The 24,433-nt window shown below is 63.2% G+C and carries 17 protein-coding genes; all 17 read right to left on the bottom strand.

Annotated elements, in window-relative coordinates:
• Window positions 1-80: 80 nt before the first annotated feature.
• Entirely contained in the window at window positions 81-569 is a 489-nt protein-coding gene (smpB, locus tag FY258_RS02295; RefSeq protein ID WP_118102768.1) for an SsrA-binding protein SmpB, read from the bottom strand.
• Window positions 570-571: 2 nt separating this feature from the next.
• Entirely contained in the window at window positions 572-1,543 is a 972-nt protein-coding gene (locus FY258_RS02290) for a tetratricopeptide repeat protein (protein WP_118102766.1), read from the bottom strand.
• Window positions 1,544-1,627: 84 nt separating this feature from the next.
• Entirely contained in the window at window positions 1,628-3,646 is a 2,019-nt protein-coding gene (locus FY258_RS02285; RefSeq protein WP_259324404.1) for a ribonuclease R family protein, read from the bottom strand.
• A gap of 293 nt (window positions 3,647-3,939) precedes the next feature.
• Window positions 3,940-4,887 carry a permease-like cell division protein FtsX gene (gene ftsX / locus FY258_RS02280; RefSeq protein ID WP_118102762.1) on the bottom strand — a complete coding sequence of 316 codons (948 nt, stop codon included), beginning with the start codon at window positions 4,885-4,887 and terminating at the stop codon, window positions 3,940-3,942.
• Complete coding sequence (gene ftsE, locus FY258_RS02275) at window positions 4,874-6,088, bottom strand: cell division ATP-binding protein FtsE (RefSeq protein ID WP_118102760.1); 1,215 nt, start codon at window positions 6,086-6,088, stop codon at window positions 4,874-4,876. The genes ftsX and ftsE overlap by 14 nt, the downstream gene beginning before the upstream one ends.
• Window positions 6,089-6,226: 138 nt before the next feature.
• Window positions 6,227-7,114 (bottom strand): YitT family protein, encoded by an 888-nt coding sequence (locus FY258_RS02270; protein WP_118102758.1) that lies wholly within the window; start codon window positions 7,112-7,114, stop codon window positions 6,227-6,229.
• A gap of 144 nt (window positions 7,115-7,258) precedes the next feature.
• Complete coding sequence (gene prfB / locus FY258_RS02265) at window positions 7,259-8,392, bottom strand: peptide chain release factor 2 (protein WP_118102756.1); 1,134 nt, start codon at window positions 8,390-8,392, stop codon at window positions 7,259-7,261.
• The gene (gene secA / locus FY258_RS02260; protein ID WP_118102754.1) at window positions 8,392-11,376 is read right to left on the bottom strand and encodes a preprotein translocase subunit SecA; all 2,985 of its coding nucleotides are present in this window, start codon (window positions 11,374-11,376) and stop codon (window positions 8,392-8,394) included. Before secA ends, prfB begins: the two co-directional genes overlap by 1 nt.
• A 411-nt stretch (window positions 11,377-11,787) precedes the next feature.
• Complete coding sequence (gene rpmE / locus FY258_RS02255) at window positions 11,788-12,219, bottom strand: 50S ribosomal protein L31 (RefSeq protein ID WP_006723011.1); 432 nt, start codon at window positions 12,217-12,219, stop codon at window positions 11,788-11,790.
• A 162-nt stretch (window positions 12,220-12,381) separates the two neighbouring features.
• On the bottom strand, window positions 12,382-13,830 hold the full coding sequence (locus FY258_RS02250) for a citrate synthase (protein ID WP_118102752.1): 1,449 nt from the start codon (window positions 13,828-13,830) through the stop codon (window positions 12,382-12,384).
• Window positions 13,831-13,936: 106 nt separating this feature from the next.
• Window positions 13,937-14,224, bottom strand: coding sequence for an ACT domain-containing protein (locus FY258_RS02245; protein WP_118102750.1), 288 nt, complete (start codon window positions 14,222-14,224; stop codon window positions 13,937-13,939).
• A gap of 144 nt (window positions 14,225-14,368) precedes the next feature.
• Window positions 14,369-15,169, bottom strand: a complete 801-nt coding sequence (locus FY258_RS02240; protein ID WP_118102748.1) for a Cof-type HAD-IIB family hydrolase — start codon at window positions 15,167-15,169, stop codon at window positions 14,369-14,371.
• 184 nt (window positions 15,170-15,353) lie between these two features.
• Window positions 15,354-17,129: a hypothetical protein gene (locus FY258_RS02235; RefSeq protein WP_118102746.1), complete on the bottom strand. Its 1,776-nt coding sequence runs from the start codon at window positions 17,127-17,129 to the stop codon at window positions 15,354-15,356.
• A 42-nt stretch (window positions 17,130-17,171) separates the two neighbouring features.
• A complete protein-coding gene (locus FY258_RS02230) occupies window positions 17,172-18,200 on the bottom strand; it encodes a glycosyltransferase family 2 protein (RefSeq protein WP_118103964.1) in 1,029 nt (342 codons plus the stop codon).
• 160 nt (window positions 18,201-18,360) lie between these two features.
• The gene (locus tag FY258_RS02225; protein WP_118102744.1) at window positions 18,361-20,202 is read right to left on the bottom strand and encodes an adenine deaminase; all 1,842 of its coding nucleotides are present in this window, start codon (window positions 20,200-20,202) and stop codon (window positions 18,361-18,363) included.
• Between the two features lie 284 nt (window positions 20,203-20,486).
• Window positions 20,487-21,701, bottom strand: coding sequence for a tyrosine--tRNA ligase (gene tyrS, locus FY258_RS02220; protein WP_182279373.1), 1,215 nt, complete (start codon window positions 21,699-21,701; stop codon window positions 20,487-20,489).
• Window positions 21,702-21,893: 192 nt separating this feature from the next.
• Complete coding sequence (locus FY258_RS02215) at window positions 21,894-24,296, bottom strand: U32 family peptidase (RefSeq protein WP_118102742.1); 2,403 nt, start codon at window positions 24,294-24,296, stop codon at window positions 21,894-21,896.
• Between the last annotated feature and the right edge of the window lie 137 nt (window positions 24,297-24,433).

Below are 24,433 nucleotides of genomic sequence, written 5' to 3'. Positions count from 1 at the left end.
AAAGGCACTTGCCTCCATTATAGGATTTGGCGAGGACGACCGAAATAGGCGCGGGCGTCCCGTTCGACAGCCCCGGCCAACTACCGGCTGCGTTGCTTGAGGGCGCGGTCGATCTCGCGCTGCATGTCGCGCTTTGCCATGTCCTCGCGCTTGTCGTAGAGCTTCTTGCCGCGTCCAAGGCCCAACAACAGTTTCACGCGGCCATCCTCGTTGAAGTAGAGCTCGAGCGGGACAAGCGCAACACCGCGCACGCGCAACTTGCCGTCGAGGTAGTCGATCTGCTTGCGATGCAACAGCAACTTGCGACGGCGATCGGGGTCGCGATTGAAGATCGAGCCGTTGGAATACGGGTGAATGTGCACGTTGTGCAGCCAGCACTCACCGTTTCGAATGAGGGCGAAGGAGTCGGTGATCTGACACGCGCGCTCACGCAAACTGCGGACCTCGGTGCCGGCGAGCTCAAGACCGCATTCGAACGTCTCGTCGATGAAATACTCATGATGCGCGGAGCGATTCTTGGCGATCAGCTTCTTCTCCCGGCGCGGCTTGCGGGCGAATCCATCGGCCATGGCTACTCACCGTCCTTGAAGTCGACGGAATCCGAAGACGCGGAGCCGGCTGACGCGGCGGGCGCGGCATCGGTCGCTGCGTCGTCGGACTCTGCGGACGCGGCCCCTTTGCCGGCGGCCGCTTCCTCACGCTCGCGGGCGAGCTCGGCATCGGACTCGCGAATCAGGCGGATGAGCGCCTCGCATGCGGGGGCGCCCACCAAGTCACGTGCGAGCAGGGTCAAGCGGGTCGCCTCGTTGCGATCGCCCTCGGAAGCGGCATCCGTCGCACACATGAGAAGGCAAACCGCGATCTCGGCGTTCGCACCGGTGCCAATGCCATGCTCCTCGAGCTGCTTGTTCACGACCTCGTCCGAAAGCTCGCCGAGCTCGGGGTGTTCCTTATCGAGCTGCGCGGCGAGAGCGGTTGCGGCGGCGTCGGAATCGCAAGCGCGAATCGCGGCGCGACGGCAGCCTTCGGCAGCAGTCAGGTTCTCCCCCGCAAGGAAATACTGACCGAGGTTGGCGAAAGCGCGAGCAAGGGCCTGCGGCGTGGTCGCACGGTCCAGCACGGAAGCGGAGAGCGCAGCCCACTCCTGCGTGTCGCCCAGAGCTCGGAACACCTCGGCGAGGTTCAAACGGTGCGCGCAGTTCATCGGGTTCCAGCGCACGGCCTGCTTGAGGGCGTCGCGCGCGGATTCGTACTCATGACGCTGGATGTAAATGTAGGCCAGGTCGGCATACAGGCGATCGAAAGGCGCCTCGACCTGCGTGAGCTCGCGAGGATCGCGCTCGACACGGCGATAGGCAAGATACTCGAACGGACTCGAGAAGCTGAACCACTGACGGGCGTCCGTGGCGATGCATGCGGTGTCGGCGTACTCTCCAGCCTCAGACGCGAGCCCCTCCAACAACACGGCCGCGGTCTCGAGCTCACCCTCGGCAAGCAGGTTCTCGGCATAGTCGATGTCATGCGCCGCAATGGGCATTTCCATGGTGTCCTCCTTGATAGAGTCGAAATCTCAGTGTAGCGCACGGAGCGGACGGGCGCGACGCCCCACCGTTGAAGCCAAAGTCGGCTACGACGCCAATCCGCTCACGTGAAGCAACTTGAGGTCAAGGTGTCCGCGCAGGACATTCACGCTCGCAACCTCCACCACCACACGGCAGCCGAGACCAACCTTCGTCCCCGTAGAATCGCCCGTAAGCGCAAGACGCACATCGTCGAAATCCCACCATTCGTTACCCAGGGCGTTCATGCGGATCAGTCCCTCCGCACCCGTCGCATCGAGGCGGACGAATGCGCCGAGGTCGGAGATCCAAGAGACGGTTCCCGTGTCCCGTTCGCCGATGCGGCCGGCATAGAACTGCGCGACCTTCACCTTCTGCGAGGCGTTCGCAGCCGCATCGGCCGCTCGCTCGTTGTCGCTCGCCTGTCGGCAGAGCTGCGGACAAATCGCCTCGAGCGCCTGCGGACCCTTGCCCGTGAGTCGCGGAGCGTGAGCAGCCGCCTCCTTCTTCCCGAGCTCGCGCTTGGCGAGGGCGAGCTTGAGAACGCGATGCGCAATCAGATCGGGGTATCGGCGAATCGGACTGGTGAAATGGCAGTACGCCCGAGCACCGAGGGCGTAGTGACCCTCGTTATGAGATTTGTACACGGCTCTTTGCTGAGCGCGTAGGAGCAGCGCATTGACCTGTGGGGCAAACGCCGTGCCCGCCGCATCCTCGACCGCCGCGTTAATAGCGCGAGGGTCTCCGAGCATGATGCCCGCAGCGAGCCCGCCCTCCACGGCCCCGAGCTCCGTGAGCGTTTTGGCCGCTGAGGCCAAGCTGTCGGGAGAGGGGTCCTCATGAACGCGATAGGCGGAAACCAGATCGCGATCGGCCAGGAACTCGGCCACGCATTCGTTGGCGAGCAGCATGGCCTCCTCGACCAGGCTCGTCGCAGCCGTGCGCTCTCGTGTGACGATATCGACGGGCATGCCCGCCTCATCGAGCAGGACATGAACCTCCGGCGTGTCGAAGTCGATCGAGCCCCGCTTGCGGCGGATCTCACGACGTGCACGGGCCAATGCATCGGCGTTTCGAAGGAATGCGCGCAGGTCCACACCGTTGGCGCGAGCGGCTTCCACGGCGAGCTCGGCGCGCCCACGTGCCGCAGCATCGAGTGCGGCGCCACCCGGCTCGCCCTCCCTTAGCAGCGCGTCAGCCGCACCGTAATCCATGCGCACGCGAGAGCGAATCACGCTCGGATAGGGCTCGTACATCCGCACACGACCCTGGGCGTCGAGTTCGATGTCGACCGTGAAGGCAAGGCGATCCTCATCGGGCCGCAAAGAGCATAGGTCGTTACACAGACGCTCGGGCAACATGGGCAGCACGCGGTCGGCGAGGTACACCGAAGTCGAACGGCGGCGCGCTTCGAGGTCGATGGCGCTCTCCCAGCCCACATAGTGCGACACATCCGCGATGTGCACACCGAGCATCCAACCGCCGCGCACCGTGCGCGCGACGGAAATGGCATCGTCGAAATCGCGCGCATCCACCGGGTCGATGGTTATGGCGAAGCGGTCGCGGATATCACGGCGCAGCGGATCGGCCAATGCGCCTTCGACATCGACCGCAAGCGACGCCGCCTCGTCGACCGCCGCCTGCGGATAGCCGTCCACAAGCCCATAACGGGCCATGATGCACTCGATTCCCAGACTCGGCTCGTTGGCATCGCCGATGCGCCGCTCGAGCGTCACCACGCCGGACTCTGTGCGTGACGGATAGTCCACGATGCGCGCGGACACGATGTCGCCGGGCTCCACGCCCAAACGCCGTGGGGAATCGTCGGCTGGCAGCACGAAGAAATCCTGCTTGATGCGCGCGTCAAGCGGACGCACGGCACCCAACGGCCCCGCAGACTCGAACACGCCCACAATCGCCGCGACGGCACGATCGATCACGTGCTCCACGACGGCACGACGGGCTCCGCCCTTGCCGCGATGCAAGCTCACATACACGCGATCTCCCGGCATGGCCTCACGCATGGAGCGCGGCCCCAGGCGATACACGCCCTCGGCCGTCTCAACCTCAGCGCGGGTGTCATACACCCGCACCGTCCCCGTCAGCCTCGGAAGCCTCCGCGACCGAGCGGGTCCGCGCCGTCCGTTCTTCGAATGTCTACCTCTACCCATGCATTCCTTTCAATCAAAGGGTGAAATCTAAGCTACCGCCCCTTGTACCCAAACCAACAAGCCAAGCCGCACGCAACGCCGTGAGAGCAGGAAACCCCCGGGTGTTTCCAAAGCAAACATTCCGCAGGAGGCGAGCAAAGCTCGCTCTCCGAGGACGTTTGCGTGGAAACACCCGGGGGCTTCCGATGGGACAGAACGGTACTCGCGCTCTACACCTTGAGGTAGCGCCTCATAGCGATGGCAGAGCCGAACAGGCCGATGATCACGCCGAGCAGCACAAGCGAGCCGTACGTCGCGAAATAGATGTTCATCGGCACGGCAAAGCTCATCCAGCTGATACCCTCAGCAACCTTGGGGATGACGAGGTTGCGGAACAGCTCAAGCACACCGATGGAGAACAGAGCGCCGAGCAGGGCCTGCAGAACGCCCTCGGTGATGAAGGGCCCGCGGATGAAGCCGTTGGAGGCGCCGACGAGACGCATGATGGCGATCTCGCGACGACGGGCAGTGATGGACAGACGGATGGTGTTGTTGATGAAGATGAACGCCACGAAGGTGAGCAGGGCAACCAACACCACAGCGGCCACGCGGATGTAGCCGGTCAGCTGGAAGAGGCGACCGACCTCCTCCTGGCCGTAACGAACGTTCTCGGCCACATCGGCGTCTTTGTCGTCGACCTCGGGATCGGCGTCATCGACGATCTTGCGGAAGCCCGAATCGTCCTTGATCTTCTCGGCCATGGCCTCGACCTGGGACGGGTCCTCCATCTCGATGCGAAAGGAGCGGGGCAGCGGGTTCTGGCCGTCCAGAGCGGAAAGCGTCGCGTCGGCGTTGCCGGAGATGGTGGAGCTGTACTCCTCCAGCGCGTCCTCCTTGCTCACGAACTCGACGTTCTTGACGTTGTCCATGCGCTCGAGCTCATCCCGGTAATCCTCGACGTCCTCATCGGAAGCGTTGTCGGAGATGTAAGCCTGGATGGTCACCTGGTCCTCGACGTTGCCGATCGCGGAGTTCACCAGCACGGAGCCGATGATGAACAGGCCGATGATGAACAGCGACAGAAAGATGGTGATGACGGCGCCGAAGGACGTCGTCCAGTTGCGGAAGAAGTGGCGGAAAGCCTCTTTGATGGAATAGCCGAAATTAGAAGGCGCCATAGTTGCCGTAGCCTCCCCTCTCCTGGTCGCGGATCACGCGGCCGCCCTCGAGGGCGATGACGCGGCGCTGCATGGAGTCGACCATCGCGCGGTCATGCGTGGCCACGATCACGGTCGTGCCGGTGCGGTTGATGCGCTCGAGGAGCTTCATGATACCCAGCGAAATCGCAGGGTCGAGATTGCCCGTGGGCTCGTCGCAGATGAGCAGCGGCGGGCGGTTGACCATGGCGCGGGCAACGGAGACGCGCTGCTGCTCGCCACCGGAGAGCTGATCGGGCAGGGAGTCCATCTGCTCGGCCAGGCCGACCAGACGCAGCACCTCGGGGACTTGGGCCTTGATGACGGCCTTGGGCTTGCCGATGCACTGCAGGGCGAATGCCACGTTCTCGTAAGCCGTGCGGTTGGGCAGGAGCTTGTAGTCCTGGAACACGGCGCCGATCTGACGGCGGAGGAACGGGATCTTGCGGTTCTTGATCTTCATGAGGTCCTGGCCCGCAACGATCACGCGGCCGCTTGTGGGCTTGACGTTGCGAAGCATCGTGTTGAGCAGCGTGGTCTTGCCGGAACCGGAATGACCGACGAGGAAGACGAACTCACCGGGATAGATCTCGAGGTTCACGTCGTCCAGCGCGGGCTTATTGGGCTGCGCGGGGTAGACCTTGGTGACGTGCTCCATGAGGATCACGGGCTCGACGCCGGCCTCGCGGGCCTGGCGGGCACGGGAATCCTCGACCGGGGCGAACACCGTGGTGAAGTCGGGGTTGTTGGCGAGCACCGCATCCAGGGATGCGACCTCATCGGCCTGGTCGTCGGTGACGACACCGGAGGCGGGACCGGCCTGCGTCATGAAGACGCCGGGCTGGGCGACCTCCTGGCCCGCCGGCGCAGCGGGATCCATCGGCGAGGGGATGTTCGGGCGCGAGGCCGGGACATCCTCGGGCGAGGGAACGCTGAACAGGGGATTGGCGGCAGCCTGAGGCGCCGCGGCCGCCTCGCCCTGGTGCAGGGGCGCAAAGCCCTCAGCCGAGGCAATGTCGGCGGCAGGTGCGGAGGCATCGAATACGGAATGCTGGACAGGCTGCTCGAACAGGCGGTCCTGCGCGGAGGACGAAGGCTCGGCGTGCGACGGCGCGGGCGTGCCGACCTGCGGCACCTGCGGCGTCACCGGCTCTTCGCTCGGCGTACGGAAGTGGTTACCCACTAGAGCTCCTTAGAGTCGTGCGTTTGAACTACAGACTTGAATATTTTAGCAAGATGGGGCCGCTACCATCAAAGCAACACGGCAGGCGCCCCCACCTCAATTTAGGGACAGTCCCTAAATTGAGGTCCGTGGCGCGCGCTAGCCGACGGACTTGAAACCGTAGCCGATGGCCTCGTTCACGTCGGTGATGATGAGCATCGCGTCGGCATCGTGCTCGTAAACGATCGTCTTGATGATCGAGATCTCGCGACGGGAAAGCACGAAGAACAGGACCGGACGGTCCTTCTTGGTCCAGGAACCCTGAGCCATCAGGCGCGTGCATCCGCGGTCCATGGCGTGCAGGATGTCGTGCTCGATGTCCTCGAAATGGTCGGAGATGATGAATGCGGCGCGCTGGGTGTTGCCGCCGTCGACGACCATATCCACCACATAGCCCATGAGCACCATGGACAGGGCTGCGTACAATGCGTTGGCAACCGAGAACACCGGCGCCGACGCCGCACACACCGCCACGTCGATCGCCATGACTGTGGCGCCCACGGGCAGGGAGCTCTTGCGAGCGATGATCTGGCCGATGGTATCCGACCCTCCCGTGTTGGCGCCGCAACGGAACACCAGGCCGTAACCGATACCCGACACGATGCCGCCCCACAGCGCCGAAAGCATGATGTCCTCATGCTGCAGGTGCAGAACGAACGGCGCGAACAGGTCGGTGAAGAAGCCGAAGAGCACGAAACCGGTCACGGTCTGCACGACGTACTTGAGGCCACCGGAGCGCACCACCACAAGCAACAGCAGCGCGTTCATGACGATGGTCTGTATACCGACGGGCAGGCTGATGCCGGCCCTGCGGCCGAGCTCGGCAATGATGGTCGCAAGACCGGTGAGTCCGCCTGCCGCGAGACCGTTTGGAATCATGAACACGTCCGTGGCGAACGCGGCGATGGCGCAGCCGAGCATGATGACCGGCAGGTCGCGCATGAACTGAGATTGAATGATGCGGTTGATGTCGATGCGCCTGGCCATGTGCCCCCACTTGCAGATTATTTGCCAATTGTTCGAAATTCTAGCAGGGAGCACTCCACCGCGTCAAAGAAAATCGGGCCGGACGCACATGGCGCCCCACCCGATTTGAAGCCGATTGAACTGAGGCGTACGCGCGCCGAATGCCTACTCCGCCTGCTCGGTTGCCCAACGGTGATACCCGATGATGAACGGGTCCAGGTCGCCATCCTCCAGCACGCCATCGACGTTGCTCGTCTCCACGCCGCAACGCAGGTCCTTCACCATCTGATACGGATACAGGACGTAGCTGCGAATCTGATTGCCAAAGCCGATCTCTGTCTTGGGACCGCGAATCTCGTCGAGAGTGTCCTCGCGCTTCTGCAGTTCGAGCTCGTAGAGACGAGCCTTCAGGATCTGCATGCACGCGGCCTTGTTCTGAATCTGGCTGCGCTCGTTTTGACAGGTGACCACGATGCCCGTGGGGATGTGCGTCACGCGAACCGCGGAGTCGGTGGTGTTGACGCCCTGGCCACCGGGGCCACTCGCATGGTAGACGTCCACACGAATGTCGTCGGGCGCAACCTCGATCTGGATGTCATCGGGAAGAACGGGAATGACCTCTACGCCGGCGAAGGTGGTCTGGCGGCGCTTCTTGGCATCCGTGGGGCTGATGCGCACCAGGCGGTGCACGCCGGCCTCGGCGCGGAGCATGCCGAATGCGTCCTTGCCCTCGACCGTGATGGTGGCCCGGTCGATACCGATGACTTCGGCGGCAGGGCAATCGTTGACCGTGACCTTCCAGCCGCGGCGGGCGCAGTACTTCATGTACATCTTGAACAGCATGAAGGTCCAATCCTGGGCCTCCAGGCCACCCTGCCCGGGCTTGATGGACAGAATCGCGCTGCCATGGTCGAATTCTCCGGTGAACCAGCTGGAGAGCTCCATCTCATCGATGGAGTGCGTGAGTTCGGCAGCGGCCTCGGCGGCCTCGGCGACGAACTCAGCGCCATCCTCCTCCCCCATCTCCTCGGCGAGCTCGAGGGCGGCACGGGCGTCGGACAGACGCTCGCGAGCGCCATCCACAAGCGCCACGTCACCCTTCACCTGGGCGAGTTCGGCCATGTGCGCGCGAGCTGCATCGGCATCGTCCCAAAAACCAGGGGCGGCGCTCGCCTGCTCCAATTCACCCACGCGGCCGCGGGCCTCATCGATGTGCAGATATGCCTCGACCTCGGTAAGGCGCGCCTCGAGGGCATCCAGATCGGCGGGGGTTACAGCGCTGCGGCTCTCATCGGCCATTAGCGGTTCCTGCCATGGCAGTTCTTGAACTTCTTGCCGCTGCCGCAGGGACAGGGCTCATTGCGACCCACGTTGGCATACGGGTCGCCGCTCTCGTCCTTGCGATACGTACGCACGGTGGCACCGGTCGCGCCATCGGCACCCTGCGGGGCATGACCGGCACCGGCGGTGGCGGCCTGCTGGGCGGCGTGCTGCTGAATGGTCGAAGAGCCAGTGTCGCCGTCGACCTCGGCCGGGCCGCTCATGCGGACACCGGACAGGGCCGGGGCCTTCTCGGCCTCAAGACGGTTGCGAACCGCACCCGGGTCCTTGAACTCGGTGCGCAGAACGGTGCGAAGATAATCCTCGTACATGGTGTCAACCAGCATGCGGAAGGCACGGAAGGCCTCCGTCTTGTACTCGACGAGCGGATCGCGCTGGCCGAAGCCGCGCAGGCCGATGCCCTGCTTGAGGTAGTCCATCTCCTGCAGGTAGCCCATCCAGCGCGTGTCGATCACGCGCAGCATGACCTGACGGTCGAGCTCGCACATGAGGTCGGAGCCCAGACGCTCGGCCTTGACGTCGTACATGCGCTTCACAAAGTCGAGGACCTGCTCGCACAGAGCGTTGTAGGGCGCATCTTCGAACGCGGGGGCGTCCGGGCGTCCGGTGAGCTCGACGACCCACTTGTGCAGGCCCTCGAGGTCGCGCTCGCCATCATGGGAATCGACGGGGCAGAACTCCGTCACACAGCGGTTGATGGTGTCGCCGATGACCTCGTCGATATGGTCGGAGAGGTCCTTGCCGTCCAGGATCTTGTTGCGCTCGGCGTAAATGACCTGACGCTGCTTGTTCATGACGTCGTCATACTCGAGAACGTTCTTACGCATGGAGAAGTTGATGTTCTCGACCTTGCGCTGGGCGCCCTCGACGGCCTTGGAAATCATCTTGTGCTGGATGGGCATGTCGTCGCCCATCTCGGTGGCGATCATGAGGTTGGAGATCTTCTCCATGCGCTCGCCGCCGAACATACGCATGAGGTCGTCCTCGAGCGAAAGGTAGAACTGAGTCTCACCCGCGTCGCCCTGACGGCCGGCGCGGCCGCGAAGCTGGTTGTCGATACGACGAGATTCGTGGCGCTCGGTGCCAATGACAGTCAAACCGCCAGCCGCGACAACGCGATCGTGCTCGGCACGGCACATGGCGGTCATCTTGTCGCCGATCTGCTCGCGCTTGAGGGCGATATCGGCGAGCTGCTCGGCGGTGATGTCGATGCCGAGCTCCTGCAGGCCGGCGAGCATGAGCGGGAAGCCCTCGCGCTCGGCGGGCTCGCCCACGCGCTCGGCACCGCGCTCGATGCCGTCCACGAGCTCCCAGTTCGCCTCGCGCAGGATGCGCTCGACAACCGTGGCGTCCACGCCGAAGTCGAAGCCCATGAGCTCCTCGACGGTCATCTCCTCGGCATTGCCGCCGAGCAAGATGTCCGTACCACGACCGGCCATGTTGGTGGCGATGGTCACGGCGCCCAGGCGGCCGGCCTGAGCGACGATCTGAGCCTCGCGCTCATGGAACTTGGCGTTCAGGACCTCGTGCTTGATGCCGCGCTTGTTGAGCAGGCGAGACAGACGCTCGGAGCTCTCGATGGACACGGTGCCCACCAAGACAGGCTGACCGGCAGCGTGGCGCTGCTCAATCTCATCGGCGACCGCGTTGAACTTGGCGTCGATAGTGCGGTACACCAGGTCGTCGTGATCGACGCGGGCGACGGGACGGTTGGTGGGGATGACCTGAACGGGCAGGTTGTAGATCTCGCGGAACTCGGCGTCCTCAGTAATGGCCGTACCGGTCATGCCGGAAAGCTTGTCGTAGAGGCGGAAGTAATTTTGCAGGGTGATGGTGGCCAGCGTCTGGTTCTCCTCGCGGACCAGCACGCCCTCTTTGGCCTCGATGGCCTGATGCAGGCCCTCGGAGTAACGACGGCCCTCCATGATGCGGCCAGTGAACTCATCGACGATCTTGACCTCGCCGTTGGTCACCACGTACTGCTTGTCGCGGTGGAACATGTACTGGGCTTTGAGCGCCTGCTGTAGATGGTTGACGAGGGCGCCGGACAGATCGCTGTAGATATCTTCGATGCCGAGACGCTGCTCGATCTTCTTCAGACCCTGCTCGGTGGCGGCGATGGTGTGCTTGGCCTCGTCCATGACGAAGTCGCCGGTGGCCTCGACCGCCTCGCCGGAAAGCATGTCGAAATTGGCCTCCTCGCCCTGAGTGAGGCCGCGGACGGCGCGGGCGAAGTCCTTGTAGGTGCTGGCGCTCTTGGTGCCGGCACCGGAGATGATGAGGGGCGTGCGCGCCTCATCGATCAAGATGGAGTCAACCTCGTCGACGATGGCGAATGCGTGGCCGCGCTGAACGCGCTGACCGGCGCGCAGAACCATGTTGTCACGCAGGTAGTCGAAACCGAACTCGGAGTTGGTGCCGTATGTGACATCGGCATCGTAAGCGCGGCGCTTCTGATCGAGCGGCATGCCATTCTGCAGCAGACCGACCTCGAGCCTGAGGAAGCGGTAGATATGGCCCATCCACTCGGAGTCGCGCTTGGCGAGATAGTCGTTGACGGTGACGATATGGACGCCCTTGCCGGCGAGCGCGTTGAGATAGCCGGCAAGCGTTGAGACGAGAGTCTTACCCTCGCCCGTCTTCATCTCGGAGATCATACCGTCATGCAGGGCCATTCCGCCGATGAGCTGCACGTCGAAATGGCGCAGGCCGAGCGTGCGGCGAGAGGCCTCACGCACAACGGCGAAAGCATCGGGCAACAGGTCGTCGAGGGTCTCCCCCGCTGCGAGGCGCTCGCGCAGGACCCTCGTCTGATCCTGGAGCTCCTCGGAGTCCATGGCCTGGTACTTGGGCTCGAGACCGTTGATGGCATCGACGGTCTTCCGATAACGCTTCAAATCCTTGTCGGCGCCGAAGGAGAGCAGCTTAGAAACGAATCCCATTTGGTTTCCTCTTCACGATGACCCATGCACACGCACGCGAAGCATCCGCATGCTGCTATGCATGGGGCATAGACACAATTAAGGAAACTTTAGCCAAATGGAACGCATACTATGCGCAAGATATACGTCCTCACAAAATCGACCCCACAAGACGCCGAAAAGCCGCCACAGCACATGAATCGGCGGTGCATTTTGCATCACGTCGCGAGCGACCCGCGTTTTGTTGCAGTGCGGCGGCGCAGCATGAAGTATCAAGCTCGCTCACTGCGACAGAATACGAGGTAGACGCCTCGCTCGCGCAGCGGTCTACTCGGCAACCCCATCCGCTACTGCAACAAAACGCAAAACGCCCCGCACCAGGCACTCCTGATACGGGGCATTTCGTCTCAACGCGAGCGATACGCGGGCGAGTTACTCGGCAGCAGCCTCGGTCTCGACCTCGGCCTCAGCGGCGGTCTCCTCGACAGGAGCCTCCTCGGCCTTCTTGGCGGCCTCAGCGGCAGCCTTCTTCTCGTACTCAGCGGCACGCTTGGCCTTCTCGGCGAGCTTGGCCTCGCGCTCGGCGGCCTTCTTGGCAGCGGCCTCCTCGGCAGCGGCCTGCTTGGCGGCCTTCTTGGCGGCCTCGCGCTCGAGGGCAGCCTGAGCGGCGCCACCGAACTTGTCGGCGAAGCGCTGGACGCGTCCACCGGTGTCGACGAACTTCTGCTGGCCGGTGTAGAACGGGTGGCACTCGTTGCAGAGCTCGACCTGGATCTCGGACTTGGTGGAATGGGTCTTGAAGGTGTTGCCGCAGCTGCAGCGCACCGTGCACTCCACGTACTCGGGATGGATGCCAGACTTCATGGCAGGGCTCCTCTTCTGGTCGCGTCCTGGTTACCGACCAGGACAAAGGGGTGACTTGGTTTCTGACCAAGTCAAAATAGCTTGTCAATGCTACCACACCGACAAGAAAAGGGGACGGGCGCACAAAAGCACCACGTCCCTAATTCGTCAGGCGACGCGCCCCTACCCCGCGATGCAGCCGCGGCACTTGGCGCGCTTGTCCAACGGAATGTACTCACCAGACTCGAGCACCGGGCGATATGCCGGGCGGATGATGCGGTGGGCGCAAATGAGCTCCTCCATGCGGTGGGCAGCCCAGCCCGCGGTACGGGCGACGGCGAACAGCGGCGTGAACATGGCCTCGGGAATCCCAAGCATCTTGTAGATGAAACCGGTGTACAAGTCGATGTTCGCGCAGATGGGCTTGGTAGTGCCGCGGACATCGACCATCACCTGGGGCGCGAGCTTCTCGATGCGCTCAATAAGCTCGAACTCCGCCCCCAGGCCCTTGGCGTTCGCAAGGCCGCGGGCGTAGCGCTTGCACAGCACCGCACGCGGGTCGGAAAGCGTGTAGACCGCATGGCCCATGCCGTAGATGAGGCCGCTGCCGTCGAACGCCTGACGGCGCAGAATCTTTTCGAGATAGGCGGCCAGCTCGTCCTCGTTCTCCCAGTCACCAACGTTGGCGCGGATGTCCTCGTGCATCGCCATGACCTTGGCGTTGGCGCCGCCATGGCGCGGGCCCTTGAGCGAGCCGATCGCCGCGGCATAAGCGGAATACGCATCCGTACCAGAACTCGAAAGCACGCGGCAGGCAAAGGTGGAGTTGTTGCCGCCACCATGCTCCGCGTGAAGCATGAGCATGACGTCGAGAAGCATGGCCTCTTCACGCGTGTAACCGTCCTCGCCGCGCAGGATCTGCAAGATCGCCTCGGCAGTCGAAAAACCCGCCTCGGGGATGGGGACAGACGCGCGCTTGCCGCTCACCTGGGCGCTATGGAAGGTCTGCGCGAACGCAGCCAGACGCGGCAAACGGGACAGCAGCGAGATCGCGACGTCGACCTCGTGCTCGGGCGTGATGTTGTCGGGGTCTGCATCAAACGCGTACAGCAACAGGACGGCGCGCTGGAGCGCATTCATGATCGAGGGGCTCACCGTGGTGATCGGGAACTGACGAACGAATTCGCTCGACAGGTGACGATAGGCACCGAGGCGGCCGTTGAAATCATCGAGCTCCTCGGCAGTCGGGAGCTCGCCGGTGATGAGCAGGTAGGCGACTTCCTCGTAGCCAAAGCGGCCCTCCGCCTGCGCATTGGTGATGAGGTCCTCGATGTCGTAGCCGCGCAGGATCAGATGACCCTCATCGGGCACGACTTTCCCATCGACGCGCTTGTAGCCATGGACATCGGAGATGCGCGTGAGACCGGCAACGACGCCGGACCCGTCGGCATTTCGCAGGCCGCGCTTGACGTCGTAGGCGCGGAAGATATCCTCGCCGTATTCCTCCGAGGGAATGTCGTGATACAGGCGCTCGGACGCCCCATCCACGCGACGGCTCGCCTCGTAGTCGAGGACGAGGCGGCTCAGGTGATCGTCGAAGCGATAGTAAATGTTATGCGCATCGTAGGACATGGGGCTCCTTCTTTGACGAGCGCCCCGGCACGCGGCCGGGGCGGGCTAAACGAGTCTGGCGCAGCAAGCCGACGGATGGCGCAAACCCATCCCGCGGCACGTGCCGCTACAGGCGGTACATGAACTGGAAGACGTCCTCACGCTGCATCTCAACCGTCACGCCGAGAGTCTCACCGGCGGAGACAAGCTCCTCCTGGAGCTGCGTGAAATCGAGCGTCGCGCTGGAGACGTCCGCGAGAAGCGTCATGGTGAAGATATCCTCGATGATGCTCTGAGTGATATCGCGAATATCCACATTCGCCTCGGAGAGAATGTGCGTCACACCGGCGACGATCCCGGGGCGGTTCTTGCCAAGGACGGTGATGACCACGCGGCTGGAAGGTGTCTCTGTCATGAGAGGGTCCTTTCGAACGATGTGAGGCGGCGCAATCGACCTTGTGGTGAAGCGCACTCCATTGCGATGCAGTGCTCCTAGTCTATCCGATTTCGCCTCCGACCACGTACAATCCACGGTCGAACGGGCGAAGGCTCTCGCCCGTTACAGGGATTCGAGGACGCGTCGCATCTCGGACTGCACCGCATGCTCGACATTGCTGCCGATCACGCGATCTGCCACGGCGCGCAAGGCGGGCCTTCCGTTCGCCATCGCACAACCCGTCCCCACAAAGCGGATGATCTCATAGTCGTTCATCGCGTCGCCGAACGCCATGACCTCGGACGCATCGATGCCGTGATACTCCATGACCTGGGCGATGCCCGATGCCTTCGATATCCCTGGCTGCATGACGTCGATGTAGGAACTACCCGAAGGGGCGAACGTGAAAAGGCCACCGAGCTCGCGCTGGAGCACGTAGGCGTTGTCCATCACGTTGCCGTCGTCGCAGAAGATACTCGCCTTGATGATGCTCACCTGCGGCGAGGGCAGCTCGTAGATACGCTCGACATTGGGCAGGTCCTTATCGACTTCGCGCACGAACTTGTCCTCATCGTCGAGAAGATAGGACTTGGTTCGGTCGAACAGCGCCAGGTGCATGTTGGGGAACATGGCGACCGTCTTGGCGAGCCGGCGAATCGCAAGGTGCGAGTAGACCTCGCGATCGATCTGCACGCCATCGGCAAAGACCTGGGCACCGTTGGACGCGACAAAATCCATACGGTCCTTCACCGGAGAGAAGAAATCGCAGAGGCGATCATACCGGCGCCCGGAGCTCGCGACGAAACGCACGCCGCGCTCCCTCAGGGCGAGGATGAGGCCGAACGTCTCCGGCGGCACCTGGCCGTTTTCGTCGAGGAGCGTGCCGTCCATATCGGAGGCGATGAGTTTTATCTTGCTGGCCATACGTATGACCTCCCAACATATCGGCAGGTCCGCGCGTCGGCAGACGCAATCGCGCCGACCCTGCGGCTTCACCTTAGGGTACCCAGTCGACCACGCCGCAAGCAGCCCCCATCAAAGGATCGGAAAGTCCAGCCCGAGCAAACGAGATACAGCAGCGAGTGTCGCCGCGGGGTCAAAAAGCAAGCTATTCGGCAATAAAGCGGCAGACGAGCAAGTGGGAAGCGGGATCGACAACGCCCGGCCCCAAATCCTCGACGACGTCAACCGAAATCGAGCGTCCAAGATGCTCAGCAAGATATGTTCTCAACAGCTCCATCGCGCGAGGTTGCACGATGGCGACCATATCATCTCGACGTGCGAGCTCCATGAGCGTATCACCAGAAGCAAGACCATGGGCCTCAAGGAATGAATACCATGGAGCCGTGTGACTCTCCCATCCACCCACGGGCAACATGTTTTGAGGGAAATCCCATTCCTCGAATTCCAGTGCATTGAAGGCGCCATAGAGCAGCTTCTGCGTATGAACGCAGACGACGAGCTGCTCGGGATGATCCTCGACGTATTCATGCGCCGCAGCAACAGTGGGCGCAACCGCTTGCGCGCTCAAGGGCGAAACGGTCAGGCGGAAAAACCCAAAGCACCCAACGCAGGCGCCGAGGGCGACGAATACGGGGATAGCGGTCGCAAAACGTCCGAACAAGACGTTACGCTCGCGCGAAGTTGCCGCATGTTTGCCAAGTTGCGCGCCTCGCGGCGCGAACCCACACGTCGAGAGGGCGAAAAGCGCAACGATGAACAGGGGGATTACCACATGCAAGCGCGGACGGGCACGCAGGACAAGGACACCGCATCCCACAAACAGCATGAACACGATTCCAAAAGCGAGCACGCCCACATCTCGTCGATTGAGGTCGCGAGCTACAAGCCAAGCCAGGAGACCCGTGACGCATACGAACGCCAACAGCAAATATGTCGTCTTTGCCCCAAAGGAGTCCAGAAGGTTGTCGGCATTGAAGCGCGTCGACGCTGCGCCAATCCGGTCGAACAAGGCAGTGCCGAAAACATCTTCATCAATAAAGTCCCAGTCATACATCACTTCAACGTCATTTTCAGAAAGCCGAGGGGCAATCTCTCGCACCTCATCGACATCAAGGGCAGGGTAGTCAAGCACCGATCGGCCGGCATCGAGATACGCAGGATACGACTGCCAACCCGGTGCAAGGCGATATGCAATCTGCCCGGACACAACGGTCAGGGCGATGCAGCCGACTGCAGCGATACCGCGCACAACCGAGGACAAACGACGGTTTCGCATAAAAACCCAGATGGCAAAAGGCGAGAATACCGCCAAAGCCGCCATGCCCGACTCTGGCCTCAAGCCATAACCGGCGATAATCAGCGCACAACCGGCGACATCGCTCACCCGAACATGAGCGTCACGTTCGAAAGCGCAGTGACGGAGCAACAGCATGAAACCAGCGGATATCACCAGGAATGCAACGACGGTATACGTGAAGTAACCAAGCGTCACCACTTCTAGAGCAACCAGGACCGCCGTAAGAGAGAGACACAAGGCATCGCGAAATCCACCACGCCACAGATGGTCGTATGCAATCGCAAAGGAAATGAACGTACCCACGAGCAGCATGAGCGGGTACCACGGGACGGCGGGAAAAACACGATACAACAGCGTCAGGGGCACGCTCACGGGAGCAAGGGTGTAGGGCATGAGCAGGGCATTGTCAGCATTGAGGAATCGCCCGCTCGCAAAAAGCGCCTGAACTTGGTCATCAGGGTTCATGGAGTAGAAGGGGAACTCAAAAATGCAAAGCACGACAATCGGAACGAGCGCGGTAATCGCGCTCAGCAGAGGGACTATGGGATCGGAGCGCCATGCGCCACGCCCGTCCAAAGACTGCGCCTTCACATGGAATCCACCGCATTCAACGCTCTCCGCCATTACGGCACCGACCTTTCCGACACTTCGCCGCGCGTGGGCGCATCACGCCCGCGGCAATTCCCCGTCCGTCGTCTCGGAGATGATGTAGCGCGGACGCCCCTTGCTCTCCAGATAAATACGCCCGACATATTCACCCACAACCCCAAGCGACACCATAACAAGCCCGCCTACGAACCAAATCGAAACCATCAGGCTCGACCAGCCCGCAACCACATGGCCCGTAAACGCCTGAACCAAGGTATAGACCACCATGATGAAACTCACCGCGAGCGAAACGATACCGAGCATCGTAACCCAGCGAATGGGTTTGACGGAAAATGAGGTGATGCCCTCAAGGGCAAACGAAACCATTTTTTTGAGCGGGTATTTGGATTCGCCGGCAAAGCGCTCGGCCCTCACGTAATACACGACGTCAGTCGTGAAACCAAGCGCGGGCACGATGCCGCGAAGGAACAGGTTGACCTCCGTGTATTGGGACAACGCCTCCAAAGAGCGACGACCCATGAGACGATAGTCGGCGCAGTTAGATACCATCTCAACACCGAGCCATGCCATCAAATCGTAAAACATGCCGGCGGTCCCACGCTTGAAGGCCGTATCCGTATCGCGATTAGAGCGAACGCCATACACGATTTCCGCACCGGCATCATGCTTGACAAGCATCTCATCGATGGCATCGATGTCATCCTGCAAATCGGCATCAAGGGAGATCGCACAATCATACCCTCGATCGAGAGCCTCCATGAGGCCGGCGTATAGGGCGTTCTGATGACCTTCGTTGTGCGCGAAACTAATTCCCGAGAACCAAGGCTGCCTAGGAGAAAGTCCCATTGAAGATGGATCATCATGCAGGGTACGAATCAAAAACCAGGTCAGATCGCGACTCCCATCATTCACGAAAAGGACGCGACTATCCTTGGAAATGGCTCCCCGCCCAAACAGGGAGTCGAGCTTCTCTGAAAGGCGCCGGCTCGTCTCGGGAAGAACATCCTCCTCGTTATAGCACGGGACAACGACGCACAAACGCGGTGCGACGGGTGACGACGCAGAGACCCGACAGTCGTTAGTCATATCGTGCACCACATTTCTCATCGGATGACGTCAGAACAGTCGCAGTATACCACCAGCTTAGACCTAGCCAACCGGCTCGGAACCATCGAGGCAATGCCCCCCATTGCCGCGACAAGCGACACGGAGCTCGATAATGGAACCAATGGCCCCTCCAACACCCCTATGCGTACTGGAACCTGGTCACGTCGAACATGCCCTCGGGCCTGATGCGCAGGGCGGGAATGACGGGCAGCGGCAGGAAGATCATGCCCATGATCGGATCGAGCGGAGGCTCGATGCCCATCGCGCGGGCCGCCCCCATGAAAGAGTCGTGCTCGCGGGCGACTGCTTCCGCCGTCTTGTCACTCATGAGACCACCGAGCGGCAGGTCGATCTTGGCGACGATCTCACCGTCCCGTACGAGAACGAAGCCGCCCTGTCCCACGGCCTCGACAGCCGCGAGCATGTCCGCCGGGTTGTCCCCCACCACGCAGACATTATGCGAATCGTGTCCTATGGTGCTCGCGATGGCCCCGCCCGTGATGGTGAAACCGCGCACCCAGCCTTGGCCGATGTGCTTTCCCGCCAGTCCCGCGCCCGCAGGGCCGTCGCCGTCCACGCCGACCCCTTGCGCCGCGACACCGCGGCCATGACGCTCGATGAGCATGATGCGGCGCAGACCCTCATCCGTTTCCGGATGCGCCATGCCGGTGACGGCGTTGCCGGGAAGCACGTCGATAACGGCCTCGCCGGGGCGGAATTCATAGGAAAAGACATCGAGCGAGAGCTTGGGCAGATGGACGGTATCGCGCAGGTGGCCCTCCAGCCCAAGCAGGCCGCAGCGCGAGGCAACCGGGGCGACGCGTCCCACAAAGGCGCCGTCCTCGGCGACGAGTTCGCCCGCGCTGTACACGCGATGCGGTGGCGCGGTGAACGCGAGGTCGTCGAGCAGCAAGATGTCGGCGCGCTTGCCCGGGGCGATCGCGCCGCGGCGGACCTGCGCGCACAGCGTGCCGTGGTCGAGGCCGAAGACGTCCGCCGTGGAGAGCGTCGCCATGGAGATGGCGACCACCGGGTCGATCCCCTCCTCGACCGCCACGCGGCAAGCGTTATCGATCATGCCGATATTGAGCGCGTCCGAGGGTGCGCGGTCGTCCGTCGCAAAACAGCAGCGACGCGCGAGCGCGGGGTTCTCGAGGATGATCGGGGCGAGATTGACGAGGTCGTGGCTGCAGGTACCCTCACGGAGCATCACGTACATGCCGCGGGAGAGCTCGTCGAGCGCCTCCTCCACCCCCGTGTTCTCGTGGTCGGCGATGACACCGGCCGCAACGTAGGCGTTGAGGTCGTTGCCCGCCGTCATGGGCGCGTGACCATCCACCTGGCCGGAGACGGTCTGCGCGCCGACCGCGATGCGGCGGCATGTCTCCTCGTCAGCGCCAAAGACCCCGGGGAGGTTCATCATCTCGCCCAAGCCGAAGATCGCGCCGCGATACTCGTCCATGAAGGCCCTCATATCCGCCGCAGTGATGACCGCACCCGCCTGCTCGTCGGGAAGGGCGGGGACACAGGAGGGCATCATGAACCTGATGTCGAGCGGCGCGCGCGAGGCGTCCTCAATCATGAACGCGAGGCCGTCGAGGCCGCACACGTTGGCGATCTCGTGGCTGTCGGCGATGGCGGTGGTGGTGCCGCGGGAGAGGGCCATGCGGGCATACTCTGCCGGGCGGATATTCGAGCTCTCGATATGCAGGTGGCCATCGATGAAGCCAGGGGCGAGGTAACGGCCCTCGCAGTCGACGACGCGCAGCGCCTCCCATGCGGGAACGGAGGCGTCCTCGCAATCGCGACCCTCGAACAACACGCCCGCGATGCAACCGAACTTGACCGCAACCTGTCCGCGCGCCACGCGCAAACGATACACATCGACGATGCGCGCATTCACGAACACGAGGTCCGCCGGCGCACGACCCTCGGCCACATCGATCAAAGCCTGCATGAGTTTGACCAGATCGGGTTCCATATCCACGGCACCTGCCCTTCGCGCGCGCTCACATTTCACCCATGGTACCCACGCGCGCCCAATCGAAACGCACGAGAGGCCCGGCCAGCCGATTGCCGGCCAGGCCTCGTCATCGGCCCGCCATCGGATCCCGCCCGCCATCGGAGCCCGTCCGTCATCTGCTCCCGCCCGCCATCGGAGCCGAAGACGAATGGCCGCATTTCACAGAAAAAGGTCGACCGGGAAAACCGATCGACCTTTTGAATGTGCAATTTGCACCCGTCCCCTTTTACACAGGGCGGAGCTTATGCCAGGCGGGCGAACTTGCGCTTGCCAACCTGCAGGACCGTGCCGGGTTTGAGGGCCGCGGGGTCCACGTTGTAGGTCTTGGGTGCGATGGCCTCGCCGTCGAGCTTGACACCGCCGCCGTCGATGTCGCGACGAGCCTGGCCGGCGCTCGGGACCAGGCCGGCGGCCTGCAGCACGGCGGGCAGGTACACGAAGCCCTCGTCATTGACGGAGATCTCGACGGAAACCTCGGCGATGTCGGTGGGCAGGTCGTGATTCTTGTGAACGCGGTCGAACTCGGCCTCGGCCGCCACGGCGTCCTCGGCGGAGTGATAGGTGGTCACCAAATCACGGCCAAGAGCGCGCTTGAGCTCGTAGGGGTTGGCGGAGCCGTCGGCCAGCGCGGCATCGATGGCGTCGACCTCGGCGGGCGCGAGCGAGCTTGCCAGGCGATAGTACTTGCCGATCATCTCGTCCGGAATCGACATGGTCTTGCCGAACATATCGGCCGGCGCATCGGTGAGGCCGATGTAGTTGCCGTAGGACTTGGACATCTTGCGGGTGCCATCGGTGCCTTCGAGCAGCGGCATAGTGAGCGCGATTTGCGGCTCCATGCCCATCTTCTCCATAAGCTCGCGACCGGCGAGGAGGTTGAAGAGCTGGTCGCTGCCGCCCATCTCGACGTCGGCCTCGATCTTGACCGAGTCGTACGCCTGCATGATGGGGTACAGGAACTCGTGCAGTGCGATGGGCGTCTGGGACTGATAGCGCTTGGTGAAGTCATCGCGCTCGAGAATGCGGGCGACGGTGAACTTGGAGGCGATGGAGAGGAGCTCCTTGAGGTCCATGGGGAACATCCAGTCGCCGTTGTGAACGATGGTCGTCTTCTCGGGGTCGAGGATCTTCATGGCCTGGGAGACGTAAGTCGCGGCGTTGGCCTCGACCTCCTCCTGGGTGAGCTGCGGGCGCGTGGAGTTCTTGCCGGACGGGTCGCCGATGGTGGCGGTGCCGTTGCCGATGATGAGGGTCACGCGGTGGCCGAGGTCCTGGAACTGGCGCATCTTGCGCAGCGGGACGGCATGGCCGAGGTGAAGGTCCGGGCTCGTGGGGTCGACGCCCAGCTTGATGTTGAGCGGCACGCCGCGCTCGAGCTTCTTCTTGAGGTCGGCCTCGGGCACGATCTTGGAAGCGCCGGAGGTGATGATGCGCATTTGCTCGTCTACGGGCAACATGAGATGCACCTTTCCTGGAGGGTCATAGCACCCTCGCCGCGACCGCGCCCGGATGGCGCGAACGGGCGGTGCTGAGAAACGACAGATTGGTTAAGTGTAGCCGAATTGAATGAGCGTCTGCAATCACCTCGGGATCCACGGTTTCCACTGCCCCGGGCTCAGCCCAAAGCCGCATCACATACCGAAGCCGCATCACATACGATACAGGCGCGTCCTGCCCTTCTCGTCCACACGCACGGCAAGGCGCGCTCCCGAGCTTTTGCGGTCGAGTTCGACGAGGAAGCGATCGCCCGCCTGACTCGCGAGGCGACGCGCGCAGGTGGGGCAGCTGTTCGAACATGGGCCCTCGGCGGTGAGCAGGCAGTGCTCTGTGATCATGAGGGGCGTCGAGCCGTCCGCCGCGATGTCGACGATGTCACCCGGATGGCGCTCGGCGGCATGATGGCTCTCCGCAGACTCCGCAGATGAGGAACCCGCCGCCTCGGCACAATGCACACGAACCGAAGCGAGGTCCTCCGACGCGGGGTCTCCCATCGCAGGGTCCCCCGACGCGGGGGCCTCCATCTGAGCCCTAACCGACGCGAGGTCCTCCATTGTGAGCTCCTCGGGGAGCCAGACGCGACGCGCGCCGAGACGGACCAGGACGCGGGCAGTCTCGGCGTTCCACACCTGCAGCGGCGACGCTGCCTCCCAGGGCACACCGGCAGCACGAACCGTCGGAATCTGACCGATGTTGCGAACCACGACGGCGGGGGCTTCTCCGCGAACGACGCGCTCACAAGCGGCTCGCACGCCCTCGAGGTCCTCGAGACGGCAAACTTCTCCGAGGTCGACAGCGGTGTAAGGCGATTTGCACGCACCGCCCGCGCCCAATTCGCCCGTGCACGCACCGCCCGCGCCCGGTTCGCCCGTGCACGCACCGCCCGCGCCCGGTTCGCCTACCGCCCCATTTGCTGCCCAACTCATCGACCGGGCATCGATACCATCGCCGCCCGCAGGGGCATCGGAACCGGTCGAAATACGCCACGCTGTCGCAGCCTGGCATTTCGCGACCATTTTCTCGCCATTTTCCGGCGTTTTTTGGTCGCGATTTGCCGCGCTGTCACAGACTGGCACATCCCGACCATTTTCTCGGCGGCGGCGAGCATGGGCGAAGCGAGCGGGTTCGGCAGGCGCGGGTTCGGCGAGCGCGCGATCGGCACCCGTACCGATAACAGGGCCACCGTCGCAGCCGGGCGCGGGTCCCAGGACACCCGGACACGCATCAAACGCCACGTCCTCGGATTCTGCGGCGACCAGGCGGGCCTCTTCTTCGCGCACCTCCCGCACCGCGGCCTCGGCCTCCAAAATCGTGCCCGCCGAGCGGACCACGTGCACGGCGCTGCCCGCCTCGACCTTTCGCTTGCAGGGGATGAGCACTTCCTCTCCCGAAGCCACATCGCGCGGGCACGGGACGATCGGCCAGCGCTTGGGGACGTCGGCCGGTGCATCGGGGCCGGGGGTCGAGCGAATCTCGAGCATGTCCCCGGCAGTCACTTCGCAGTCGAACGCCACCAGCGCCCCCTCGTAGCGCGGTTCCACAACATGCCCGACCCGCAAACCCTGGTTGATGGCGCGCTCGACACTCATGAGATCGCTGCCGGTGGCGGCGTGCCCACCCTCGAGGTATCCCGAGGTGAAACCGCGGCTGAACGAACGTGCCAGGCACGCCTCCAACCCGTCGAGTTCGACATCGCCGAGCGGTCGACCCGCCAAAGCGGCATCAAGCGCCTCGCGATAGCATCGAACCACGTTGTACACATAGTCGGGGCTCTTCATGCGGCCCTCGATCTTAAATGCCGAGACACCCGCCTCGAGCATTTCGGCGATATGCCGGATACCGAGGTAATCGCGCGGGCACAGCAGGCGATCGCCATCGGGGCGCATCGCCCGCTCTTCAGCCGCACGTCCACGTTCCCAGGCACCACCCGCAAGGACCGCACCCGAGCCATCCTGCAACTCGTAAGCCAGACGACACGGCTGGGTACAGTCGCCTCGATTTGCCGAACGGCCCCGCATCAAAGCTGAATATGAGCAGGCCCCGGAATAGCAGATGCAAATCGCCCCGTGACAGAACGCCTCGATTTCAACACCCGTGGCGCACAGCTCGGCCAACTCGGCCACCGACAGCTCACGGGCGCACGTCACGCGCTCGACCCCGAGCTCGCGCGCGGCAAAGTCCACGGCGGAGGTGCACTGCGCGCCTGCCTGGGTGGACAGATGCAGCTCGGCATCGGGCACCGCGGCTCGGATACGGGTAATAAGACCCATATCCGCGACGATTAGGGCGTCGGCGCCTGCGGCGAGCGCGCGGCCCGCGAGCGCCACGGCATCGCCGAGCTCGTCATCCCGCACGTACACGTTGAGCGTCACGTAGACACGTGCCCCGTGGGCGTGCGCCAGCGCGCACGCCGAAGAGAGCTCCACAAGCGAGAAGCCGCCGTTGGCCGCACGCGCGTTGAACGCGCCGAGTCCCACGTAAACGGCATCGGCGCCGGCGGCTATCGCCGCCCGCAACGCGTCGGGAGTGCCCGCAGGCGCCAAAAGCTCAACCATATTCGCCCTTTCACAGCATGTAATTTAGCTTAAGGACCCGACGCCACGCGGGCGCTGGTCCTCGCATGCGGTATCGTATCAGCTATCTATGTGTACGTGACCGGGCTCCTCGCCCGATTGGATCGCAGGAGGTCAAC

This window comes from Collinsella intestinalis, assembly GCF_902364775.2.
Lineage (GTDB): Bacteria > Actinomycetota > Coriobacteriia > Coriobacteriales > Coriobacteriaceae > Collinsella.
Note: the sequence above shows the minus strand (reverse complement) of the source record. Positions and strands in the feature narration are given on the sequence as shown.